Source organism: Pseudomonas sp. BF-B-30, from assembly GCF_019956305.1.
Classification (GTDB): domain Bacteria; phylum Pseudomonadota; class Gammaproteobacteria; order Pseudomonadales; family Pseudomonadaceae; genus Aquipseudomonas; species Aquipseudomonas jessenii.
Genome location: NZ_JAHBDG010000027.1, coordinates 1 through 23,129 on the forward strand (window position 1 = coordinate 1; position 23,129 = coordinate 23,129).

At 59.9% G+C, this 23,129-nt stretch carries 17 protein-coding genes; 9 read left to right on the forward strand and 8 right to left on the reverse strand.

Annotation, left to right across the window (positions count from 1 at the left end; genetic code table 11):
• Positions 1–177 precede the first annotated feature (177 nt).
• From KGB29_RS15455 to KGB29_RS15470, 4 genes are all read right to left on the reverse strand, one after another.
• A complete protein-coding gene (locus tag KGB29_RS15455; protein ID WP_150812991.1) occupies positions 178–1,599 on the reverse strand; it encodes an efflux transporter outer membrane subunit in 1,422 nt (473 codons plus the stop codon).
• Positions 1,599–4,778, reverse strand: a complete 3,180-nt coding sequence (locus tag KGB29_RS15460) for an efflux RND transporter permease subunit (RefSeq protein WP_150812992.1) — start codon at positions 4,776–4,778, stop codon at positions 1,599–1,601. The genes KGB29_RS15455 and KGB29_RS15460 overlap by 1 nt, the downstream gene beginning before the upstream one ends.
• 12 nt (positions 4,779–4,790) lie before the next feature.
• The gene (gene mexE, locus KGB29_RS15465; RefSeq protein WP_150812993.1) at positions 4,791–6,044 is read right to left on the reverse strand and encodes a multidrug efflux RND transporter periplasmic adaptor subunit MexE; all 1,254 of its coding nucleotides are present in this window, start codon (positions 6,042–6,044) and stop codon (positions 4,791–4,793) included.
• A gap of 320 nt (positions 6,045–6,364) precedes the next feature.
• Positions 6,365–7,282, reverse strand: a complete 918-nt coding sequence (locus tag KGB29_RS15470; RefSeq protein ID WP_150812994.1) for a LysR family transcriptional regulator — start codon at positions 7,280–7,282, stop codon at positions 6,365–6,367.
• 270 nt (positions 7,283–7,552) lie between these two features.
• Here KGB29_RS15470 and KGB29_RS15475 point away from each other — a divergent pair, with 270 nt between their 5' ends.
• The 4 genes from KGB29_RS15475 (at position 7,553) to pgm (ending at position 13,814) form a co-directional block, all read left to right on the forward strand.
• Complete coding sequence (locus KGB29_RS15475; protein WP_057714783.1) at positions 7,553–8,575, forward strand: zinc-dependent alcohol dehydrogenase family protein; 1,023 nt, start codon at positions 7,553–7,555, stop codon at positions 8,573–8,575.
• 547 nt (positions 8,576–9,122) lie between these two features.
• Positions 9,123–10,613 carry a hypothetical protein gene (locus KGB29_RS15480; protein ID WP_150812995.1) on the forward strand — a complete coding sequence of 497 codons (1,491 nt, stop codon included), beginning with the start codon at positions 9,123–9,125 and terminating at the stop codon, positions 10,611–10,613.
• A gap of 40 nt (positions 10,614–10,653) precedes the next feature.
• Complete coding sequence (locus KGB29_RS15485) at positions 10,654–12,054, forward strand: PLP-dependent aminotransferase family protein (protein ID WP_150812996.1); 1,401 nt, start codon at positions 10,654–10,656, stop codon at positions 12,052–12,054.
• Between the two features lie 113 nt (positions 12,055–12,167).
• On the forward strand, positions 12,168–13,814 hold the full coding sequence (gene pgm / locus KGB29_RS15490; protein ID WP_150812997.1) for a phosphoglucomutase (alpha-D-glucose-1,6-bisphosphate-dependent): 1,647 nt from the start codon (positions 12,168–12,170) through the stop codon (positions 13,812–13,814).
• 198 nt (positions 13,815–14,012) lie between these two features.
• Here pgm and KGB29_RS15495 read toward each other — a convergent pair whose 3' ends face one another.
• A complete protein-coding gene (locus KGB29_RS15495) occupies positions 14,013–14,708 on the reverse strand; it encodes a pirin family protein (protein WP_102670283.1) in 696 nt (231 codons plus the stop codon).
• Positions 14,709–14,987: 279 nt separating this feature from the next.
• Here KGB29_RS15495 and KGB29_RS15500 point away from each other — a divergent pair, with 279 nt between their 5' ends.
• Positions 14,988–17,462, forward strand: coding sequence for a UvrD-helicase domain-containing protein (locus tag KGB29_RS15500; RefSeq protein ID WP_150812998.1), 2,475 nt, complete (start codon positions 14,988–14,990; stop codon positions 17,460–17,462).
• A 128-nt stretch (positions 17,463–17,590) separates the two neighbouring features.
• On the opposite strand, the gene KGB29_RS15505 is transcribed toward KGB29_RS15500, so the two are convergent.
• Complete coding sequence (locus KGB29_RS15505; RefSeq protein WP_150813111.1) at positions 17,591–17,863, reverse strand: DUF1652 domain-containing protein; 273 nt, start codon at positions 17,861–17,863, stop codon at positions 17,591–17,593.
• 266 nt (positions 17,864–18,129) lie between these two features.
• Here KGB29_RS15505 and KGB29_RS15510 point away from each other — a divergent pair, with 266 nt between their 5' ends.
• From KGB29_RS15510 to KGB29_RS15525, 4 genes are all read left to right on the forward strand, one after another.
• The gene (locus KGB29_RS15510) at positions 18,130–18,945 is read left to right on the forward strand and encodes a helix-turn-helix transcriptional regulator (RefSeq protein ID WP_150812999.1); all 816 of its coding nucleotides are present in this window, start codon (positions 18,130–18,132) and stop codon (positions 18,943–18,945) included.
• A 50-nt stretch (positions 18,946–18,995) separates the two neighbouring features.
• Entirely contained in the window at positions 18,996–20,402 is a 1,407-nt protein-coding gene (locus KGB29_RS15515) for an NAD(P)/FAD-dependent oxidoreductase (protein WP_218543863.1), read from the forward strand.
• Between the two features lie 29 nt (positions 20,403–20,431).
• On the forward strand, positions 20,432–20,773 hold the full coding sequence (locus KGB29_RS15520; protein ID WP_150813001.1) for a cupin domain-containing protein: 342 nt from the start codon (positions 20,432–20,434) through the stop codon (positions 20,771–20,773).
• Positions 20,774–20,848: 75 nt separating this feature from the next.
• Positions 20,849–21,934 (forward strand): polyamine ABC transporter substrate-binding protein, encoded by a 1,086-nt coding sequence (locus KGB29_RS15525; protein ID WP_150813002.1) that lies wholly within the window; start codon positions 20,849–20,851, stop codon positions 21,932–21,934.
• 46 nt (positions 21,935–21,980) lie between these two features.
• On the opposite strand, the gene KGB29_RS15530 is transcribed toward KGB29_RS15525, so the two are convergent.
• Complete coding sequence (locus tag KGB29_RS15530) at positions 21,981–22,652, reverse strand: MliC family protein (RefSeq protein WP_150813003.1); 672 nt, start codon at positions 22,650–22,652, stop codon at positions 21,981–21,983.
• Between the two features lie 137 nt (positions 22,653–22,789).
• Positions 22,790–23,014 carry a YgdI/YgdR family lipoprotein gene (locus tag KGB29_RS15535; protein WP_150813004.1) on the reverse strand — a complete coding sequence of 75 codons (225 nt, stop codon included), beginning with the start codon at positions 23,012–23,014 and terminating at the stop codon, positions 22,790–22,792.
• Between the last annotated feature and the right edge of the window lie 115 nt (positions 23,015–23,129).

A 23,129-nucleotide genomic window follows, 5' to 3' on the forward strand; every position in this document is an offset into this window, starting at 1 on the left:
GGCGGTATATCAGTAGACATATGTATTGCCTGACACACCGCCTTCGCGAGCAAGCCCGCTCCCACAAGGGGGATGTGTTGTTTTTGATAGGCAAAAAAAAGCCCCGCGACCGAATGAGACGCAGGGCAAGGAAATTGGTTGGTTGCGGCCAACCAAAGGAGCGCTTTAAAAACCGTACTACTTGCTCGCGACCGTCTCCGGCTGCCAGCCGCCACCGAGGGCCTTGTAGATCGCGACGATGCCGCGATACAGATCAACCTCGGCCTGGGCCTGGGTATCTTCGGCCGCCAGGCGTTCACGCTGGGCGTCGAGCAGTACGAGGAAATCGGACGTGCCTTCGCGGTAGCGGATTTGCGCCAGGTCGGCAGCCGAGCGGCTGGACTCGCTCTGGCGAATCAGCGAGATCAGGCGCTGTTGGCGTTTGCCGTAGTCGCTGAAAGCGTTTTCCGATTCTTCCAGGGCCAGCAACACTTGCTGCTCGTAAGTCGCCAGGGCGCCTTCGGCATCGGCGTCGGCGCCACGTATGCGGGCTTTTACGCTACCCAGGTCAAACGCGGCCCAGGTGATGCTCGGGCCCAGCGCCCAGGCGTTGGCCGCCGAAGAACCGATCTGCGAACCACGTCCGGCAGTCCAGCCGAGGAAGCCGCTGAGGCTGACCCGCGGGAACAGATCCGCCTTGGCCACGCCGATACGCGCGGTGGCCGAGGCCAGTTGGCGTTCGGCACTGCGAATGTCCGGACGGCGTTGCAGCAGTTCACCCGGATCGCCGATCGGCAGGGCCTTGGCAATCGCCGGCAAGTCTTTCGGGCTCAGGTCCACGGTCAGCTTGTCCGGACGCTCACCCAGCAGGGTGGCGATACGGTTTTTCTGCCGAACCTGTTCGGCCTGCAGCTGCGGCACGCTGGCCTCAACCGACGCCAGTCGCGCATCGGCGCGCTCCACATCGAGCTGGTCGCCGACGCCGGCATCACGCAGGCTGATGGTGATCTTGCGCGACTCCTGCTGGTTCTCCAGGTTGGCCAGGGCGATTTTCTCCCGCAACTGCGCACCGCGCAGTTGCCCGTAGGAGTCCACCAGTTCGGCAATCATGGTGACTTGCAGTTGGTACAAATCGGCCTCGAATGCCTGTTGCTCGGCGTTGGCCGACTCCAGGTTGCGCTGGATGCGACCGAACAAGTCAATCTCCCAGGCCATGTCCAGGCCCAGGTCGTAGCGTTCGCTGTTGACCCGGTCGGTGGTCTGGCCCGGAATCTGGCCTTTGCCCAGGTCACTGCTGACGCGGCTGGTGATGGTCGGCATGGCGTCGTTGCTGACGTCATCGCGGATCGCCCGCGCCGCTTTCCAGCGGGCGAAGGCGACGCGCAGATCACGGTTGCCTTGCAGGGATTGCGTCACCAGCTGGTTGAGGGTCGGGTCTTCGAACTGCTGCCACCAGATGCCTTCGAAACGCGAACGGTCAAAGTTCTTCTGGCCGGCGGCGCCATCGGTGGCGGCCGTGATGTTGGCCGCCTCGGTGGTTGGCGTCTTGTAGTCCGGGCCCACGGCACAGGCACCCAGGGCCAGTACCAGCAGGCTCGGCAGGAAGGCTTTCAAACTCATCAGTGCGACTCCAGCTTCAGGGTGGCCTTGGCAGCTTTGCGTGCCTGGCCGCGCTCGACAAAGTTACGGATCAGTACGTAGAACACCGGCGTCAGCAACAGACCGAAGAAGGTCACCCCAAGCATCCCGGAGAACACCGCGACACCCATGGCGTGGCGCATTTCGGCACCGGCGCCGCTGGAGAACACCAGGGGTACCACACCCATGATGAACGCGAAGGAAGTCATCAGGATCGGCCGCAGACGCAGACGGCACGCTTCCAGGACCGCCGCCAGCGGGCTCAAGCCTTCCTCCTGTTTGTCCTTGGCGAACTCGACGATCAGGATCGCGTTCTTGCAGGCAAGCCCCACCAATACGATCAAACCGATCTGGGTAAAGATGTTGTTGTCACCGCCGGAGGCGATTACACCGGTGATGGCCGACAGCAGGGTCATCGGTACGATCAGGATCACCGCCAGTGGCAGGCTCCAGCTTTCGTATTGAGCCGCCAGTACCAGGAACGCCAGCAGCACACAGAGCGGGAACACGAACAGTGCGGTGTTACCGGACAGGATCTGCTGGTAGGTCAGGTCGGTCCATTCGTAGGTCATGCCGTTGGGCAGTTCTTCCTTGAGCAGTTTCTCGATGGCTTTTTCGGCCTGGCCGGAGCTGTAGCCGGGGGCTGCCGCACCGTTGATTTCAGCGGTGATGAAGCCGTTGTAGTGCATCACGCGGTCCGGGCCCGAGGTGTCGCTGACCTTGATGAAGGTCGCCAGCGGGATCATCTCGCCCTTGTTGTTACGCACTTTCAGCTGGCCGATCTGGTCGGATTCGAGGCGGAACTGCTGCTCGGCCTGAACGTTGACCTGATAGGTGCGACCAAAGCGGTTGAAGTCGTTGGCATACAGCGAACCCAGATAGATCTGCAGGGTGTCGAAGATGTCGCTGACGGCCACGCCGTGGGTCTTGGCTTTTTCCCGGTCGATGGCGGCATCGACCTGGGGCACGTTCACGGTGTAGCTGGTGAACAGGCCGGCCAGTTCCGGCACGTTGTGGCTCTTGTTGATGATGTTCATGGTTTCCTTGTACAGCTCTTCGTAGCCCAGGTTGCCCCGGTCTTCGATCTGCAGGCGGAAACCACCGATGGTGCCCAGGCCTTGTACCGGCGGCGGCGGGAAGATCGCCATATAGGCTTCCTGGATATTCGCGTACTGGCCGTTCAAGGCACCGGCAATCGCACCGGCGGACATGCTCGGGTCTTTACGTTCGTCGAACGGTTTGAGGGTCACGAACACGATGCCGGCGTTCGGACTGTTGGTGAAACCGTTGATCGACAGGCCCGGGAAGGCCACGGCGCTTTCCACGCCGGGCTGTTTCAGCGCCAGCTCGGACATGCGCTTGATCACGTCTTCGGTACGGTCCAGGCTCGAGGCATCCGGCAATTGCGCGAAGGCCACCAGGTATTGCTTGTCCTGGCCGGGGACGAAACCGGTCGGGGTGCTGGAGAAACCGAAGAAGGTCAGGACCATCAGGCCGGCGTACAGCAGCAGGGCGATACCGCTTGAGCGGATCACGCGGGCAACGGTGCCGACATAACCATGGCTGGCCTTTTCAAAGAAGCGGTTGAACGGACGGAACAGCCAGCCACCGAAAATCTTGTCCAGCACCTTGGAGAAACGGTCCTTCGGCGCGTCATGGCCCTTGAGCAATACCGCGGCCAGCGCCGGCGACAGGGTCAGGGAGTTGAAGGCCGAGATCACCGTGGAAATCGCGATGGTCAGGGCGAACTGTTTGTAGAACTGGCCGGTCAGGCCGGAAATGAACGCCGCCGGAACGAATACCGCACACAGCACCAGCGCCGTGGCGATGATCGGGCCGGTTACCTCGCCCATGGCTTTTTTGGTCGCTTCAACCGGGGTCAATCCTAGTTCGATGTTCCGCTCGACGTTCTCCACCACCACGATGGCGTCGTCCACCACGATACCGATCGCCAATACCAGGCCGAACAGCGACAGGGCGTTGAGCGAGAAGCCAAACAGATGCATCACGGCAAAGGTACCGATCAGCGATACCGGCACAGCGACCAGCGGAATGATCGACGCGCGCCAGGTTTGCAGGAACAGGATCACCACGAGTACTACGAGGATCAGTGCTTCAAAGAGGGTGTGAACCACCGCCTCGATGGAGCCGCGCACGAAGATCGTCGGGTCATAGACGATGCTGAAGTCCATGCCTTCGGGGAAGCTCTTCTTCAGTTCGGCCATTTTCGACCGCACTTCGTTGGAGATTTCGATGGCGTTGGAACCCGGACGCTGGAAGATCGGGATCGCCACCGCCGGCTGGTTGTTCAGCAACGAACGCAAGGCGTACTGGCTGGAGCCCAGCTCGACGCGAGCGATGTCTTTGAGGCGAGTGATTTCACCGTTGTCGCCAGAGCGAATGATGATGTTCTCGAACTCTTCCTCGGAAACCAGACGGCCCTGGGTGTTGACCGACAACTGGAAGGCCGTGGCATTCGGTGCAGGCGGCGCACCCAAGGCACCGGCCGCCACTTGACGGTTCTGCTCACGAATCGCCGTGACCACATCGGTGGCGGTCAGGTTGCGCGAAGCGGTCTTGTTCGGGTCGAGCCAGACACGCAGGGAGTAATCGCCCATGCCAAACAACTGCACATCGCCAACGCCACCCAGACGCGCCAGCTCATCCTTGATGTTGAGCAAGGCGTAGTTGGACAGGTAGAGCATGTCGTAGCGTTTGTCCGGCGAGGTCAAGTGCACAACCATGGTCAGGTCGGGCGAAGCCTTGTCCACGGTGATACCGATGCGTGTCACTTCCTCGGGAAGTTTTGGCTCGGTCCGCGTCACACGGTTCTGCACCTGCACCTGTGCGTTGTCCAGGTCAGTGCCCAGGGCAAAGGTGATGGTCAGGGTGATCTTGCCGTCAGCGGTGGACTGCGAGGACATGTACAGCATGTTCTCGACACCGGTGATGGCTTGCTCCAGTGGAGCGGCCACGGTTTCACCGATGACTTTTGGGTTGGCACCCGGGAAGTTGGCACGAACCACAACGGTCGGCGGTACCACTTCCGGGTATTCGCTGATCGGCAGCTGGAACAGCGAGATGGCGCCGGCGATCAGGATCAGCAGCGAAAGCACCGCTGCAAAGATCGGCCGTGAAATGAAGAATTGGGAAAAATTCATCGTAAAAATCCCTTAACCGCGTGGGGTCGTGGCAGCCAGTTTCACAGCCGTGCCCGGCGTAACCCTGGCAGGCGCGACTTGGGGCAGGTTGCTGGCTTCCAGCGCTTGGCGTTGTTGTGCGAGTGCCGCGAGGGTTTGTTCGCTGGCCATCGGAATCACTTCAGGGGTGACCGGTGAGCCAGGACGTACCCGTTGCAGGCCCTTGACGATGATGGTGTCGTCCTTGTTCAGGCCATTGCGCACAATGCGCAGACCTTCGATCTTCGGACCCAGCTCCACCGCGCGGTAGGCGGTCTTGTTGTCGGCATCCATCACCAGCACGAACTTCTTGCCCAGGTCGGTGCCGACCGCTTCGTCATTGATCAGCATGGCGCTGTAAGTGCCGCTGCCCACCAGTTTCAGGCGTGCATACAGGCCCGGGGTGTAGCTGCCATCGCTGTTGTCGAACACGGCGCGCCCACGAATGGTGCCGGTCTTCGGGTTGACCTGGTTGTCGACGAAGTTCATCACGCCCTGGTGCGGGTTGCCGTCCTCGTTGGACAGGCCCATGTAGACCGGGGTGGTGGCGCCGCGCTTGCCCTGGCGAGCGAGCTCGGTGTACTTGAGGAACACACGCTCGTCCGCGTCGAAGTAGGCGTACACCTTGTCAGTAGAGACCACGCTGGTCAGCGGGGTGGTGTCGGCAGTCACCAGGTTGCCGGCGGTGATTTCCGCACGGCTGACGCGGCCGCTGATTGGAGCAGTCACACGAGTAAAGCTCAGGTTCAGCCTGGCCAGATCCAGCTGCGCTTGCAGGGCGCCGACCGCGGCGCGGGCTTCCTGGGCGGCGCTGGTCCGCGAGTCGGCCAGTTCGGCGGAAATCGCGTTGCTGGTGCGCAGACGCTCACCACGCTGGGCTTCGTTTTCGCTGCGGGTGGCATTGGCGCGCGATTGTGCAACCAGTGCTTCGAGGCGGCGGACCTCAGCCTGGAACGGACGCGGGTCGATCTGGAACAGCAGGTCGCCTTTCTTGACCAGGGCGCCTTCCGTGAACGCCACTTCATCGATCTGGCCGGAGACCCGTGGACGAATCTCGACGGTTTCCGGCGCTTCGAGACGGCCGGTGAACTCGTCCCATTCGTTGACCGGCTGTTCCAGCACCTTGGCCACGCTGACCTTGGCCGCTGGCATGCTGGCGGCGGTTTCCGGGGCCTTGCCGCAAGCGCTGATCACCACTACGGCCAACAAAGCCAACGGGAAGCGCAAATGTTTGAGTGACTGTTCCATGGATGCATCCGCCAATGTGTTGAGATTGGCGAATGATGCGCGGCGGGTTTGTATCTCACGAATCGAATGGGGCGAAGGTAACTATCATCCGGAATGATATAAGACCCAAGCCAGCCCTCTAGCCTGCGCCTTGTGTTCGGTCGTCATCAACTGGATTGATGACAATTGTGTGTTGCATTGGATGCAATAGTCAGATCTGGAACCGTGTTGCGGCCATCGCGAGCAAGCTCGCTCCCACATTGGATCTTCGTTGTTCCCAAATCCCTGTGGGAGCGAGCCTTGCCCGCGAAGAGGCCAGCAGCCCTCATGCAAAATCCGGATCAGGCCAAGCTGTCCGGATCCCCAAAGAACATCTGAATCCGCGACCGCAACCAACGCTCCCCCGGATCATTATCCTGGGATCCGCGCCACGCCATGTGCAACTCGAAACTGCGCACCGGCAACGGCGGATCTTCGGCCCGCACACCGCCAGCGGCAGTCAGCGCATCGGCCGTGTAGTCCGGCACCGTCGCGACGATGTCGGTGCCCGCGAGCAGGGTGCTCAACCCGTTGAACTGCGGAACGGCGAGCACCACATGCCGTTTGCGCCCGAGCTTTTCCAGCTCTTCATCGATGAAGCCGCTGAGGTCGCCAGCGAACGACACCAGTGCATGGGGGCGAGCGCAGTAATCATCCAGGCTCAACGGCCCCGGCACGGTGTCGGCGCGCAACAGCTTCGGTTGGCTGCGACGCAGTACCTTGCGTTTGGCGTTGGCCGGCAGGTCGGTGGTGTAACTGACACCGATGGATATCTCACCGGATGCCAGCAACCCCGGCATCAGGATGTAGTTGACCCGACGTATCACCAGCACAATCCCCGGCGATTCGGCACGCAGGCGCTTGAGCAGCATTGGCAGCAAGGCGAACTCGACGTCGTCCGAAAGGCCGATGCGGAACACGGCAGTACTTGTGGCAGGATCGAACTCGGCCGCACGGCTGACCGCGGTGGAAATCGAATCCAGTGCCGGGGAGAGCAGGGCGAAGATCTCGACCGCCCTGGCGGACGGTTCCATGCTGCGGCCGGTACGCACAAACAAGGGGTCATCGAACAGGCCGCGCAGGCGCGAGAGCGCCGCACTGATGGCTGGCTGGCCGAGGAACAGTTTTTCCGCAGCACGGGTCACGCTGCGTTCGTGCATCAATGTTTCGAAAACGATCAACAGGTTCAGGTCGACACGACGCAGGTCATTACGATTCATCTGGAGTCCTGGCAGAGTCAGCAAGCTTGACGTGGGCGGCCATATGAGAACAATGGCCAGCAGGAATATTACGGGGAAAGACTGGTACTCTGCACCGGGTAATTCAGTTTTTCCTACATAGGCTGCTTCGGTTTCTTACGACATTTGACGATGTTGCCGCCGCTGCGGAATCAATGACAGGCATGTCGACTATTAATAGCCACAGATAGTGTTGGGTTGAAAGCCCGGCTAGAGTTCATGGCATTAGAGGTTTATTTGGCGAGGTTTGCGATGTCCCGCACGATACGTTTTCACAAGTTTGGTCCAGCCGAGGTGCTCAAATGCGAAGAGCATGCGACGGCTCTGCCTGCACCGGGCGAAGTGCAGGTGCGCGTCGAGGCGATTGGCATCAGTTGGTATGACACTCTCTGGCGTCAGAACCTGGCCCCGTCCCATGCCCGACTGCCTTCAGGCCTTGGCCAGGAGATGGCCGGTATCGTCACCGCTGTCGGTGATGGCGTCGATGACCTGGAGGTCGGTGACAAGGTCGCCAGCTTTCCGGCCCAAAGCCCGAACGACTACCCGGTCTACGGCGAGCAGATCGTTCTGCCGCGCTCGGCAGTCACCCGTTATCCGGATGTGCTTAGCCCGATTGAAGCGAGCGTGCACTACACGCCGTTGTTGATCGCCTATTTCGCCTATGCCGATCTGGCACGGGTCAAGCCCGGGCAATTTGCTCTGGTGACCGACGCGAGTCATTGCGCCGGACCTTCGTTCGTACAACTGGGCAAGGCCTTGGGTGTTCGAGTGATCGCCGCGACCAAGACCGAGGAGGAACGTGAATACCTGCTGTCGCTGGGTGCCGAGAAAGTGATCGTCACCGAGGAAGAAGATCTGCTGATGCGGATCAACAAAATCACCGATAACCGTGGCGTAGATGTGGTGTTCGATGGTTTGGGCGGTCCGCAGATGTCGTTGCTGGGCGATGTGCTGGCGCCTCGCGGCAGCCTGGTGCTGTACGGCCTGCAAGGTGGCAACCAGACACCTTTCCCGGCCTGCGCAGCGTTCCAGAAGAACATTCAGTTCTTCGTGCACTGCATCGGCAACTTCACGGGCAAGCCGGAACTGGGCATCACCCAGGACCAGGCCGCACTGCAACGTGCCTTGCGCGACATCAATCAGTTGACCGCCGACCGCGTTCTGCTGCCGCTCAAGACTCGGGTCTTCCCGTTTGCCGAGTTTGTCGAAGCACACCGCTACATGGACGAATGCCCGTGTCGCGAACGGGTCGCGCTGCAGGTCGAGCCGGCGTAGCACTTACAGTCCTCCCAAGAGTCCGTGCCACACGGACTCTTTCGTTTGAGCCCCCCGAAAGCCGTCGACCCGCAGGCCGGTCCAGCAACTGAACTGGTTTTTGCCCGTAATCTGTAGCTTCTAATCAGCCACTAAGCCCTGATAATTGAATGATTACTTTCATCTCAAGGAATGAGTCATGGCCGGGTGTCAGGCTGAAACTTTTCAATGTGCGCCATCGGTGCAAATCTCCAAATTAGTTGGCCGTTGGCTAGTTGCCAAAAAGACAGCTGCAACTTCCTTCCTTGTTTCTTGTATTAAGTGTCTGTGGGACTTTGTCGGATATTTCCTAGGACTCCGGTTTCAAATCAGCAAACCCTTGCCAGCAGGGCGCTCCAGCCTCACCTCTGTCGTTAAGTCGAGGGGGTGTTGCGATCGTTTCAAATGATTTCAAGAAAATTCAAGTGTTAGCATTTGGCAATAAAGTCCATGACTCCATTCGCGCCGACAGTCCAACGGGATTTGCTGTCTGCACGATATTGAACTTACGAGTATCAGGTAAATAAAGATGACCAGCATCCATGACCAAGCGATGAACTATGTCTATCAACAAGTGCTGCAGCGATTGCTGGGTTTTTTCTCCCGTGCCGAACGCACTGCATTGCAATTGTTGATTCAGCGCCTGGCAGTAGCCGCCGGGGGCATGGAGCACATTGGCGATTACAAGGTGTTGGCGATCCAGTCCGGGGCCCGAGACAACTGCTACACCCTGGCTTTGTTGCGTGCTGCACAGTTGACCATCGCCACGCGGACGCCGGCGACATTCCAGTTGCGCATCGCCTCGTTACGGTTGAACGGCACAAGCGGCGCGGCCGTGGAAAACATGCACCGGACCAACAGCGCATTGTTTGTCTATGACGATCCTCGGGTCGAGGTACTGATGGTCGATGATCGGGAAGTCTTGCCGTTCAACCACCTGACGCCGATCTCCGACGCCGGCCGCGAGTCCAGCCGCCTGAACCTGCTGCTGATCGGCCATCGCCGGGAGTGGCGCGGCGGGTTCGACCTTTGGGATGACGGTTATCTGGCCACGGGAGAGTTCTACGGACAAATCGCTCGCTGGGACGGCGGTGTCGACGCCTTGCTCATCAGTGACACGCCGCGTCAGCAAAAGCAGTTCATCGACGGCTTGAGGCGCGCCGCCACCAAGGCAGGGCTCAAGCCTTCGCCTGCGGGCGAGCCGGGTTATGCGGGGTTGTTTGCATTGCTCGATGAACTGGGCAGCGACTGTTATCACGGGTTCTACGCCGATTACGGCCAGGCCCGGTGGCGTCCGCAAGAGCGCTTCGAAACCTGCCGTCGTACGGCCTGCATCGACATTCACGACCTGCTGGTCAGCAACCTGGAAGAGCGTTGGCCATTGTTGACGGAATTTCTCGGGTTCCAGCCTGACGAACTGTCCGCGCAGATCAGCGACAACGAATTCGTCAGCCCGTCGATCACGGCGCACGTCCGAGGGTTGCATGCGTGCTTCGTACAGAATCGCAATTACGAATCCGGTGTTGCGCAATACCTGCAACGGGCCTTGGTGATGATGCGCCGCAAGCACTTGGCCGAGCGATTGTGCGAGCAGGCCATCGAGGTCTTCGGCAATCCGGCGACACTGGTCGAACTGCGCGCCCGAGCGGCGGCCGAGGCACAAAAGAACCTGGGCCTGAGCGAAGCACAACTGGTGTGCCTGCTGTTTGCGCCCTTTACCGAAAAAGGTGCGGGGCTCGAGCGTTTTCTGCGTCAGTGCCATCCGGGCATGCTAGTGGCCATGCCCGAGTTGCACAAGGCCATGCAGGGGCATCCGGTCGCCGAACAGATCATGCAATGGATGATTGATGTCAGCGGATTGCCCGTCAGCCTGATTGGCCGGCTTTACTGCATGGAGTGGACGCCCGCAGACGCTGGCGGGGCGGCTGAAGCAATCATCCCGAGGGCCGTGTCGCAAAATGCGCTGGACGATCCTGATGCTGACAGCACGTTGGTGGATGAATGGTCAGCGGGTCACTGAACGTGGGTGGATTTTCAGTCAATGCAAATGGCCTTCGCCGATGAAAGGTCCACGAGAAACGGATTTCGCCTATCAAGCGGTTTATCGATACCTGGTCAGCCTGATCAACGAGTCTGAAGGGGATTCGCGCATCCGCCTGCCGTCGCTGCGGCACCTGGCTGAGCGTCTGAATGTGTCGATCTCGACCATTCAGTACGCCTATTCGCTGCTGGAGAAAGAAGGGCGGGTCTATTCGGTGGCCAAGTCCGGTTACTACGCATTGCCAGTGTCCGCAATCAACCTGCAGGACAGCGGCAGCGACCTGCTGGAAGCGGTCTACGTCAATGCCAGGCGCCCGGGGATGCTGGTCATGAGCGCCGATGAACCGGCGTTATTGCAGCCACTGGACAGCCCGTTGTTGCTGCTGGAGCGGGAGTTGCTGCGCCAGTATCCCCGCCAGCCGCAGTCGCCTTCGCAACCCTGCGGCGAACTCGAACTGCGTGCCGCCCTGGCAGCACGCTACACCACGTCTCCCATGCGTTACTGGCACGCCGATGATGTCTACATCGGCGCCGACCTGCGCGGTGTACTGGAAATCCTGATCGCCGTGCTGGGCTTGAAAGACGCCACGGTGGTGGTCGAATCGCCGTGCGACTGGACGATCCTGCGCTTGTTTCAAGCCGCCTGCGTGCGGGTGATCGAGTTGCCCGTGCAAGCCGATGCCTGTCTGGATCCGGAACGTCTTGAAATGCTGCTCGATACCGAACCGGTAAGGCTGGTGATGCTGTCATCGGCCCTGAACATGCCCCGTGGCAGCCTGGCGCCTGACCACAACAGGCAGGCCATTGCCCGGCTGTTGGCCGCGCATGACAGTTGGGTGCTGGAAAACGACTGTTATGGCGAACTCGGATTCGACTTGGGCACCCTGCGCTTTCGAGACTTGCTGGACCCTGAACGGCTGATGGTGTTTTCCACGTTCGAGAAAATCATCGGACCTGAAGCGCCTTACGGTTTTCTGCTTTCAAGGCATTTGAGCGCGGAGTTGCAACGGCACTTTCTGCTGCGGTCCTTCCGACTCTCGCCGATACGCCAGAAAGCCATTGCCCGTTTGTATAGCAGCGGTCGCATTGATCAACACCTGCTGGTGCTGCGGCGGCTGCTCAATGACCGCAAGAATCAAATGACCCTGTTGTTGCAGGAGCGATTGGGTGATGCCTTGCATTTCGTCGAGCCGCAAGGTGGTGCAACGATCTGGATGCGCTCGTTGCGTCGGGTCAATGTCCGTCGTGTGTTCCAGCGCCTGCTGGCGCATCAGGTGGTCATCGCGCCGGGCGAGCTGTTCAGCCTCCACGGTCTGCACGGGCAGCATCTGCGCCTGAGCCATACCTTCGGCGGCGATCACAACCTGGCGGCCGCGCTGGGATTGCTGGGGGATGCGCTGCGCCTGGAATCAATCGAGTGAGTGAGACAAAAAATAACAACTTCCACTGTGCTGGATCGATCCCATCGCCTTGCGGTCAAACTGCCAGTAAACTGCGACCCAATTCCTGAACCACTCTATTCCAGAGGTTTTGCATGACACTCAGTCCTTTTGCGGGTAAACCGGCACCGGCACAATTGTTGGTCGACATCCCGCGACTGGTAACGGCCTATTACACCGGTCAGCCTGATGCCGCGATTTCGACCCAGCGCGTTGCCTTCGGCACGTCGGGGCACCGCGGCAGCTCGTTCGACTTGAGTTTCAATGAATGGCACGTTCTGGCGATCAGCCAGGCGATCTGCCTGTACCGCGAAGCTCAAGGCATCGATGGCCCGCTGTTTGTCGGTATCGACACCCACGCGCTGTCCACGCCGGCCGGCGCCAGTGCCCTCGAGGTACTGGCAGCCAACGGCGTGACCGTGATGATCGCAGAAGGTGACGAGTACACGCCGACACCGGCCATTTCCCATGCGATTCTCTGCTACAACCGTGGACGCACCACCGGCCTGGCGGACGGCATTGTCATCACGCCGTCCCACAACCCGCCGCAAAGCGGTGGCTACAAGTACAACCCAACCAACGGTGGTCCGGCCGATACCCACATCACCAAGTGGATCGAAGCCAAGGCCAACGAACTGCTGGCCAACAAGCTCGCCGGCGTCAAGCGCATCAGCTACGAGCAGGCACTGAAGGCCAGCACTACCCATCGTCACGATTACCTCAACACCTATGTCGCCGACCTGATCAACGTGATCGACTTCGACGCCATCCGCGATGCCAAGCTGCGCCTGGGTGTCGATCCGTTGGGTGGAGCAGGGGTGCGTTACTGGTCGGCGATTGCCGAGCATTACCGCCTGGACCTGGATGTGGTGAACAAAGAGGTCGACCCGACCTTCCGCTTCATGACCGTCGACTGGGACGGCCAGATCCGCATGGACCCATCGTCCAGCCACGCAATGCAAGGCCTGATCGGCCTGAAAGAGCGCTTCGACGTGGCGTTTGCCTGCGATCCGGACCACGACCGCCATGGCATCGTCACGCCGTCCGGTGGCTTGCTGGCACCGAACAACTACCTCGCCGTTGCCATCGACTACCTGTTCCGGAATCGTCCGCAATGGCGCGCCGATGCCGCCGTGGGTAAAACCGTGGTCAGCAGCGGCCTGATCGATCGCGTGGCCAAGCGCCTGGATCGTCGCCTGTACGAAGTGCCGGTGGGTTTCAAATGGTTTGCCGACGGCCTGTTCGATGGCTCCCTGGGTTTCGGCGGCGAAGAAAGCGCCGGTGCCTCGTTCCTGCGCAAGGACGGCGGGGTCTGGAGCACCGACAAGGACGGTTTGATTCCGGCCCTGCTGGCCGCCGAGATGACGGCCCGGACTGGTCGCGACCCGAGTCAGGCGTATCGCGCCTTGACCGATGAACTGGGTGAGCCGTTCTCGGTACGGGTCGACGCCAAGGCCAATCCGGAGCAGAAAGCGCTGCTGAGCAAGCTGTCGCCGCAACAGGTCACCTCGACTCAACTGGCCGGCGAGCCGATCCAGAGCATCCTCAGCCACGCACCGGGCAATGACCAGGCCATTGGCGGTCTCAAGGTCATGACCGAGAACGGCTGGTTTGCGGCGCGTCCGTCGGGCACGGAAGACATCTACAAGATCTACGCCGAAAGCTTTGTCAGCGACGACCACCTCAAGCAACTGGTGGCCGAGGCGCAAACGCTGGTGGATGGTGCCATTTCCGCAAAATAAACGGCGTAATTCCCACTGGAGTTGCATATAACCCTGTGGGAGCGAGCTTGCTCGCGATAGCGGACTGTCAGTCAAAATCAATGTTGGATGCCAGGCCGTCATCGCGAGCAAGCTCGCTCCCACAGGGGTTGGCTGCAGCCACTTAAAGGGGGTGACCAATGCGGTCGCCCCTTTTTATTTGCGATTGCGCTCAGCGAATCAAGCCAGATCCACCAGAACAATCTCGCTGTCCTCGATGGCCGTCACCCGCAGCACCTGCTCATCGGCAACGGCTACACCGTCTCGAGCTTGTGCACGCAAGCCATTGACCTCAATGACCCCCGTGGCCGGTACCAGGTAGGCGCGACGACCGTTGTCCAGGTGATACTCGGCGGATTCGCCGGCCTTGAGGTTCGCGGCCACCAGCCGGGCATCGGCGCGGATGCGCAGGCTCTGATCGTCGCCTTCCTTGCCGCTGGCCAGAGTGACAAAACCTTCGCGGTTACCTTTCGGGAACGGCTTGGCGCCCCAGGACGGCGCCAGGCCGGACTCGTTCGGGATGATCCAGATCTGGAAAATCCTGGTCGGCGTCGCTTCCAGGTTGTACTCGCTGTGGGCAATCCCGGTGCCGGCGCTCATGACCTGGACGTCACCCGCTTCGGTGCGACCCTTGTTGCCAAGGTTGTCCTGGTGGGTAATGGCGCCTTCGCGGACATAGGTGATGATTTCCATGTCGCGGTGCGGGTGTTGCGGGAAACCGGTACCGGGCGCGATCACGTCGTCATTCCAGACCCGCAGGTTGCCCCAGTTCATACGCTTGGGATCGTAGTATTCGGCGAACGAAAAATGATGGTGGGCATCCAACCAGCCGTGGTGAGCACCGCCGAGCGAGTTGAAAGGTCTGAGTTCAAGCATGATCGTCTCCAGAAAAGGTTCGTCATGGGGCCAGGTGCCTGAGCCACGAAGCGAGACCGGTGAGTGATGACGGCCATCATCCAACAGGCAACAATCGATAAAAAGCGTAAAAAATGCAGCATTCCCATCGAATGGATTGATATATAACGAACTCGAAAGTTTCTCATCCAACCTTCACTTCATCGCATAAGCCAATGAGTCATAAGCAATTGACTAGAACTCAACGGCAAATGCAGACACCATAGCGCTCAACAGCCTCACACCCTGGAGTCAGTCCGCGTGCCGCAACACACCCCCGATCTCCCGCCTGAACTTCGCCCACTGGCCGAGATGCCGCTGATCAAGCGATTGCTCGCCCGATTCTTCGGTTACAGCCTGACTCGCCTGCACGCACAGCATCGGGCGTCGTGGTTGCATGGCCAGGCCGACGGTTTTCGCAGCGGTCACAGTGCCGGGGTCGATTACGGCTACAAGGAAGGCAGGCTCGAAGGTCTGGAGGAGGGTCGACAGGTCCTGCTGATCCGCGACTCGCGCTGCACTGAACACCGACCGCCGAATGTCGATGACCTGTTGTTCGACGACTGGCGCCTGCCGTTGAGCGCCGAGCTGAAGAAGCGCATGAAGGCCGATGTCGCCCGATTGTTGCCGGCCCATGCCCAACCCAGTGCCGCACAGTGGAAAATGATCTTCAGCGACACCCCGTCCACTTCGGTGATCGCGGGTGCCGGCGCAGGCAAGTCGACCACGCTGGTGCTGCGTATCCTGCTGCTGACCCATTACCTGGGCTTCGAGCTGAGTTCGATGACGGTGGTGACCTTCACCCGCGAGTCGCGCAAGGACTTCATCAACAAGCTGATCGAACTGTTTGCGCTCTGGGGCCGCGGGATCAGCTTCAAGGAGGCGCGGGACCTGGTGCGCACCTTTCACTCGCGGATCCTGCCGATGGTACGCAGCCTTCCGGGTTTCGAGCGTTTGCAGGCTTTCGAGAACCTCAGCCTGCGGGCTGCACAGGGGGACGAGGAGGTCGACAGCAATCCGTTCGATCTGCGCATCAACGACGCCCAACGCCAACAGCTCAATGCCTGCTATCACCGTCTGCACCGTGACGATGAGCATTTTCGCGAGTTGATCAAGCCATTGTCCCGGCATGCCCTGCAACTCAAGGAGCTGGAGCGCGATCACCCGGATGTGCAAAAACGCATGGGCGTTACCGAGCTTGCGGCCAAACGCGATGAAGAACTGTGCGACGCCATCGAGGACCTGTGGTTTCGCGCCGGTGCCTGGCCTATCAAGGGCATCGAACCGAATCGCCAGTCGTTCGATATCAACGGTTCGACATTCCATTGTCACGGCTACATCCCGTCGCTGGATGCCTGGGTGGTGCTGGGGTTCGATCCTCGGGAGAACCCGCAGGTGACGCGACCAAACGCCAAGCTGACGGTGCGTGCAGAGTGGGCAGTAAAGCGCACACTGTTTCAAGCTTTCTGTCGTAAGCCATTGATATGGCTGGATAGTTATGAATCATCAAGACGTGTTCTGGCCTCACTCGCCGGTGATGCCAGCGCCGGGCCGGGTTTCGATTACAAGGTCAAGGGCGAGCTCGCTTCAGCGCCACTGCTCGATTGTTTTGTCGCCGCCGCCGGGTTCATCGAAAACCTCGGGCTGGACGTGCCGGGCGCCGTGGCCCGGATGAGTTTCGCCAAGGACGATCCCGACCGGTTCTTCTTCGAAGCCTTGAGTCTGTACTGGCGGGCGCTGGAAGATCATTTGCTGGATCAGAAACCGCCGATCATGACCTACAACCGAATGTTCGCCCTGTTCAGCGAACATTCGCCGGAGAACCTCAAATTGCTCGGCGATGAGCTGCTGCGGCCGCTGTCACACCTGATGATCGACGAATTCCAGGATGTCTCGCCGCAGATCGTCTCCTGGATCAGGGCCAGCCTGGCAGAGATCCGCAGTCGCGGGCCGGCCATGCACGTCGGGCGCGCAGCCCAGCGTTCCTCGTTGCTCTGTGTGGGCGATGACTGGCAGTCCATCTATGGTTGGCGCGGCAGTTCGCCGACCTACTTCATGGAGTTCAACAAGGAGTTCCCGTCGCCGAGCACCACCAAGGTCATGCTCAGCGACAACTACCGCAGCCACCAGCACATCATCGATGCCGCCGAGCACATCGTGCGCGCAGCACCGGCGATTGCCGGGAAGAAAGCCAAGGCCAGCGGTGAACCCAAGGCATTGCTGCCGGTGAACGTCCTTGATCGAGATGACCAGGGCATGGCCCAACGCCTGATGGAGCATTACCGAAAGGGCGATTCGATCTTGATGCTTTATCGAAAAAGCAGCGATAAGTCATTGATAGAAGAGCATATTCAATCAGTACTTAATGTTGATTCCAGCTTGCCGTATGAGGCTCGCAGGCTCAAGCAGTTGACGTATCACAGCGCCAAGGGCCTCCAGGCCGATGCGGTGTTTTTGCTGGGCGACTGCCAGCACCTGACCAGTTCACCTTACAAGAATCAGGTTTACCGGATGGCGGGCCTGGGCAAGGCCGGCGACAGTGAGCCCTATGACAATGCCCAGAAGGACGAGATCCTGCGGTTGGCCTACGTGGGTATTACCCGCGCTGTCAGCCATTGCTACTGGTACGTCGACGCACAAGACACCCAGGCCGCGAACATGCCCAAGGCCTCCGACCGGATCGGCAAGGGCAAAGCGTTTTTTGTCGACCATCGTAAAAGCCAAATCACCGCCTGACTTTGTAGGAGCGAGCTTGCTCGCGATGGTCGTTAACGATAACGCGTATTTACTGGCTAAACGCGGCGCTCTTGAGTCCATCGCGAGCAGGCTCGCTCCTACAAGTGGGCTTTTCAGTCAGTGAGCCTTCAGGCATAACTCTTGAAGGCCTCCGGTGGAACGAAGGCTTCAAGCTCGTCCTCCACCGCTTCGATTATTCGTTCTACATCCGCGGCATTCATGACGGTGGCGCACGGAATACCGGCAATGGCGATCATGGTCTCGCCAGTGGCACGATCAAAAAGACGGGCAATCATGCTGCCCGGGGCGTCCATGCTCGCCTCGAAACCCATGGGATGAAAATGCCAGCGCATCAGCTGGCAGGCGTTTGGAAACGTGACCTTGCTAAACCCTATATTCATGTGTTGCCCGCCTTCATTTTCGAGCGCTTCCTTTAGCTCATGGTAGGAGGGAAGAACCTTCATTGGTTCAACCAGTGACAGTGTTTAAAAGTAGCATCCGGATATGAAGAGAATGTGGATTTTTCAGGTCGTTTGGCGATTGCCAGCGCTTTTTTTGATTCAGGTCAGGCTTATCGGCCATTTGCGGGCACAAGCCATCATTGGTTTAGTCGTTGAAGACAAAACGGAAGTTGGGCAAGCTCGGTCTTTTCCCGTCGAGATGTTCAATGCACGCCGATGATGATGGCCCACTGCAAACCCAGGCCACGGGCGAGACGGTCATGCGCTATCACTTGCGCTGGAAGCACCGGGATCTGGATGGCGTCATGGCGCTTTATCACCCTGAAGTCCAGTACAACGACTTTTTCCAGAACCGGGTCATGGGCCTGGCCGAATTGCGCGAATATGTGCGCAGCAGCATGCCCCGGGATCCGGATGAAGCGCTGGAGCACTCCGACCGAATTCGACTGGACGGCAACACTGCGTTCATTCAGTACCGCATCACCTTGCGCGGTGGTGAAGGGTTGGTATCGTTCCGCGCCAGCGAAGCGATCACCGTCAAGGACGGGCTGATCTGGCGGGTCAATGAATATGCTTCATTGGTGCACGAACAACCCGGCAGCAAAACGTCCGGCAACCAGCGCCCGGCGGTCAGCCGGCTCGGCCTGTCGCCTCGCCAATTGAGCTTCATGGCCGATGACCTGCAGCAGTATTTCCAGCGCCAACAGCCTTATCTGGACCCGGAGCTCGATCTGCAACGAGTGGCGAAGGAGTGTGGCTACAGCCGCAACCAGATTTCCTACCTGTTGAATCAGGTGCTGGGCCAGAGCTTCTACCGCTACGTCAACCAGGCGCGCCTGCAACATTTGCTTGCGGCGCTGGATGCCGCCATGCCGCCAGTGCGCATCGACGAACTGGCCTTCGCTGCCGGATTCAATTCGCTGTCGGCGTTCTACAGCTGTTTCCGCCAGCACACCGGCCAGTCCCCCAAGGCTTACGTCAAACAAATTTCTTTGCGTGCACGCGCGCAAGACAGCGCCTGAGCCCACGCACTAGGATCGACGCCATCGAAGTTTGAGTGGCGGAGTCTTGCATGCCGGCGTGGCGCACTATCAGTTTGTGGATGGACCAGCTCGACGAGCCGCTAATGGCGCGTCCAGCGCTGGAGCGGGACCTGGATGTCGACGTGGCGATCATCGGCGCGGGTTATACCGGACTCTGGACCGCGTACTACCTCAAGCGGCACAAACCTGACCTGAACATCGCCATCGTCGAAGCGCAAACCGCCGGTTTCGGCGCGTCGGGGCGCAATGGTGGCTGGCTGATGGGCAATTTGCTGGGAGAAGACCGCCTGCTGGCCAAACTGTCGGCCGAAGCGCGCCGCGCCTCCTACGATTTGTTGCACAGCATTCCGGATGAAGTGGAGATTGTCCTCGAACGTGAGGGAATCGACTGCGATTACCGTAAAGGCGGGGTGCTGTATTGCGCCGCACGCTATCCGGAGCAGGAGGCCAGCTTGCGTCACTACCTGGACGATCTCCACCGCCAGGGCCTCAACGACAGCCACTATCGCTGGCTGACCCCGGAACAACTGGCGCAACAGATCCGCGTCGCCAAACCCTACGGCGGTATCTACGCGCCGCACGTGGCGACCATTCACCCGGCCAGGCTGGTACGGGGGCTGGCCCGGGCGGTGGAGCGACTGGGCGTCGGAATCTACGAAAACAGCCCGGTCACCCATTGGCAATCCGGCAGTCTGCGCACGGCCAAAGCTTCGGTGCGCAGTCGCTGGGTGGTGCCGGCGGTAGAAGGCTACTCCGTGACGCTGCCGCCATTGGGGCGTTATCAAATGCCGGTGCAGAGCCTGATCGTCGCGACCGAGCCCTTGTCGGCGGCCACCTGGGACGAAATCGGCCTGAGTCACGGCCAGGCATTCAGCGAAGCCAGTCGCCAGGTCACCTACGGTCAACGCACCGCTGACAACCGATTGATCTTTGGCGCCCGTGGCGGGTACCAGTTCGCTGGCAAGCTGCGCCACGACTTCGACCTGAGCGCTGACGAAATACACCTGCGGCGTTATCTGTTCGGCGAACTGTTCCCGCAGTTGAAGAACGTGCAGATCACCCATTCCTGGGGCGGCAACCTGGGCATGTCCCGGCATTTCCAGCCACACATGCTTTGCGACCGGGCCAACGGCATTGCCCTGTCGGGCGGTTATGGCGGGGAGGGCGTTGGCGCCAGCAACCTGGGAGGCCGCACGCTGGCCGACCTGATCCTGGGGCGCGACACCGATCTGGTACGCCAACCGTGGGTCATCCCCCAGCGCGGCCTCGATGCACTGCGGGCCTGGGAGCCGGAGCCGATCCGCTGGCTCGGCTACAACGCGATCATCCGCAGCTTTGTCCACGAGGACCAGACCCTGGCCAACCCGGCCACAGCGCCCTGGCGGCGCAGGCTGGCCAGCGGGGTGGCCGGTTTCATGGAAGGTTTCATGCACTAAACAGCGTCTCTACATCGACAGGTATCCCCATGAGCATCACGCAATTCAAGAACACCACAACCCTGAAACTGGACGAATCCAATCCGGTCGCCGTGCCCCTGGGAACGCCCGTGGCCGTGGCTTCGACCACCAGCGTCGAACGCGACGACGGCGTCGAGACCGGTGTCTGGGAATGTACCCCCGGGCGCTGGCGGCGGCAGATCGTCGCCCAGGAATTCTGTCACTTCATTCAGGGCCGCTGCACCTTCACCCCGGACGGCGGCGAGCCCCTGCACATAGAAGCCGGCGACGCACTGATGTTGCCGGCCAACAGCCTCGGCATCTGGGACATCCAGGAAACCGTGCGCAAGACCTACGTGCTGATTTTTTGAGTTTTCAATTCTTTGAAATTTGAAAGCTGATCCTTTGATTGCCTGCCAACAAAAAAAACCTACAGGAATCGACTCATGCTCCGAAAGACACTGACTCTGGCCCCGCTGATGCTGGTTGCATCCATCAGCCAGGCCGCCGAAACCGTCAAGATCTACAACTGGTCGGATTACATCGCGCCAGACACCACGAAAAACTTCCAGAAAGAAACCGGCATCGACGTCACCTATGACGTCTATGACAGCAACGAAACCCTCGATGGCAAGTTGATGACCGGCAAATCCGGCTACGACGTGGTGTTCCCGTCCAACCACTTCATGGCCCGGCAGATTGAAGGCGGCGCCCTGAAGAAACTCGACAAGAGTCAACTTGCGAACTGGAAGAACCTCAACCCTGTGTTGCTCAAGGCGTTGCAGACCAACGATCCGGGCAACGAGCACGGCTTCCCGTACCTGTGGGGCAGCACCGGCATCGGCTACAACCTTGCCAAGGTCAAGGCCGTGCTGGGGGACAACGTCCCGGTGGATTCCTGGGACTTGATCTTCAAGCCCGAGAACATGCAGAAGTTGCACAAGTGCGGCGTGGCCATCCTCGACAACGGTCCCGAACTGCTGCCGGCCGCGTTGAACTACCTCGGGTTGCCCCATCACAGCAAAAACCCGGAAGACTACAAGAAGGCCGAAGCCCTGCTGATGAAAGTGCGGCCGTATGTCAGCTATTTCCACTCGTCCAAGTACACCAGCGACCTGGCCAACGGCGATATCTGCGTCGCGGTCGGCTTCTCCGGTGACATCCTCCAAGCGGAAAACCGCGCCAGGGAAGCCAATAACGGCATCGACATCGGCTACTCGATTCCCAAGGAAGGCGCTGCGATCTGGTTCGACATGGTTGCCATGCCGACCGATGCTCCGGATGAAAAAGCCGGTTACGCCTTCATGAACTACCTGCTGCGCCCGGACGTCATGGCCGGCATCAGCAACCATGTGCATTACGCCAATGGCAATGAACAGGCCGACAGCCTGATCGACCCGGCGATCAAGAACGACACCAAGGTTTACCCAAGCCCGGAAATGATGGGCAAGCTGTTTGCCCTGGAAGCCATGCCCTTGAACATCGACCGGATTCGCACGCGAGTGTGGAACAAGATTCGCACCGGCAGCTGAAGACCTGGTCCGGCGATCGGGACAGGACGTCCCGATGCCATCGTCATCAGCCGACCGGCTCGGCTGCGCAACTCATCTGGCCTGAGCCGGGTATCTGGAAAAAAACGTCATCGTCGATTTGCCAGAAGCTGTAGCTGCCTTTGTAATCCTTGCCCGTGTACTGGGTTCCGGAATTGTTCGGCACCTGGTTCAGCGTCACCGAGGTGTTGGCCCATTTCAGGAACACCACGCCCGGTTCGACCGTAAAGAAGGTGGCGGCAACCAATGCGTTAAACCCTGCGCAACGATAAGCCAACGGGCCTTCCGTGAGCCTGCTGGGGTCCTTGGTTCTCGCAATGGCCGAACCCTGGCGCAGTTGGAACGCACGCTCGGCATAACTTCGCACGATGCACGCCTTGTCTTGAGTCCCGCCACCACACTGGTTGCGGGACTCAATCCAGAACCGCTGATCAATCTCGACTTTATTCGGGCGCGGCACCGAATGGTCGTCGCTGAGGGCCAGGAGATAAAGGCGATTGAGTTCCAGATCCATGCGCGCCAGTTGAGCGTCGTGACAGATTAGGTTTTCGGCGGATGCCTGGGGGGTGGCGCAATCGAAACTGGTTTTGTACGTTGGCAAGGGCTTTGGCTTGGTCTTTGTGGCAGCGTCACACAGGCTCGCCGTCATGCACGCGCTGACGGCGAGCACAGAGGCAAGAAGTGGCATGACCATTTTCATTTCGGCGTCACCTGAGTCTTTGCGTGATGCCCGTATTGCAACGCATGTGTCGAAGCGTTGCACAGTCATTCGGTCGCACGGGGTCTATCGAGTGTAAAGCAGTGCTCGAAACCTGCCACATCGTGCCAGGAGAAACGTCAGTCTTCCTCACGAATCGTCGCCACGTCATCGGCCCTGACTTTCACCATCGCTCCGGAAATGTCCTCAAATTCAAAGAACCCGTCCTTGGTCTTGGTCTTCGGCATGTCCTTGGTCAGGTATTGAGTGCCGTTCTGCAGCGTCACCACCGTTGGCGTCGAGCAACCGGCCAGCGCCAGCAGGGCCGCTGCAGCCAGGGGCAAGCCCAATGTCTTGATGTCCATGATCACCTCCCGTTCGTTTAAAGCAGCGCCATCAGCCCGAGGCTGTCACTGCACCCGTATGGCGGTTGGTGCCGCCAGGGGACAGAAAGTTCTACTGCCCGGGAAAATTCCTTAC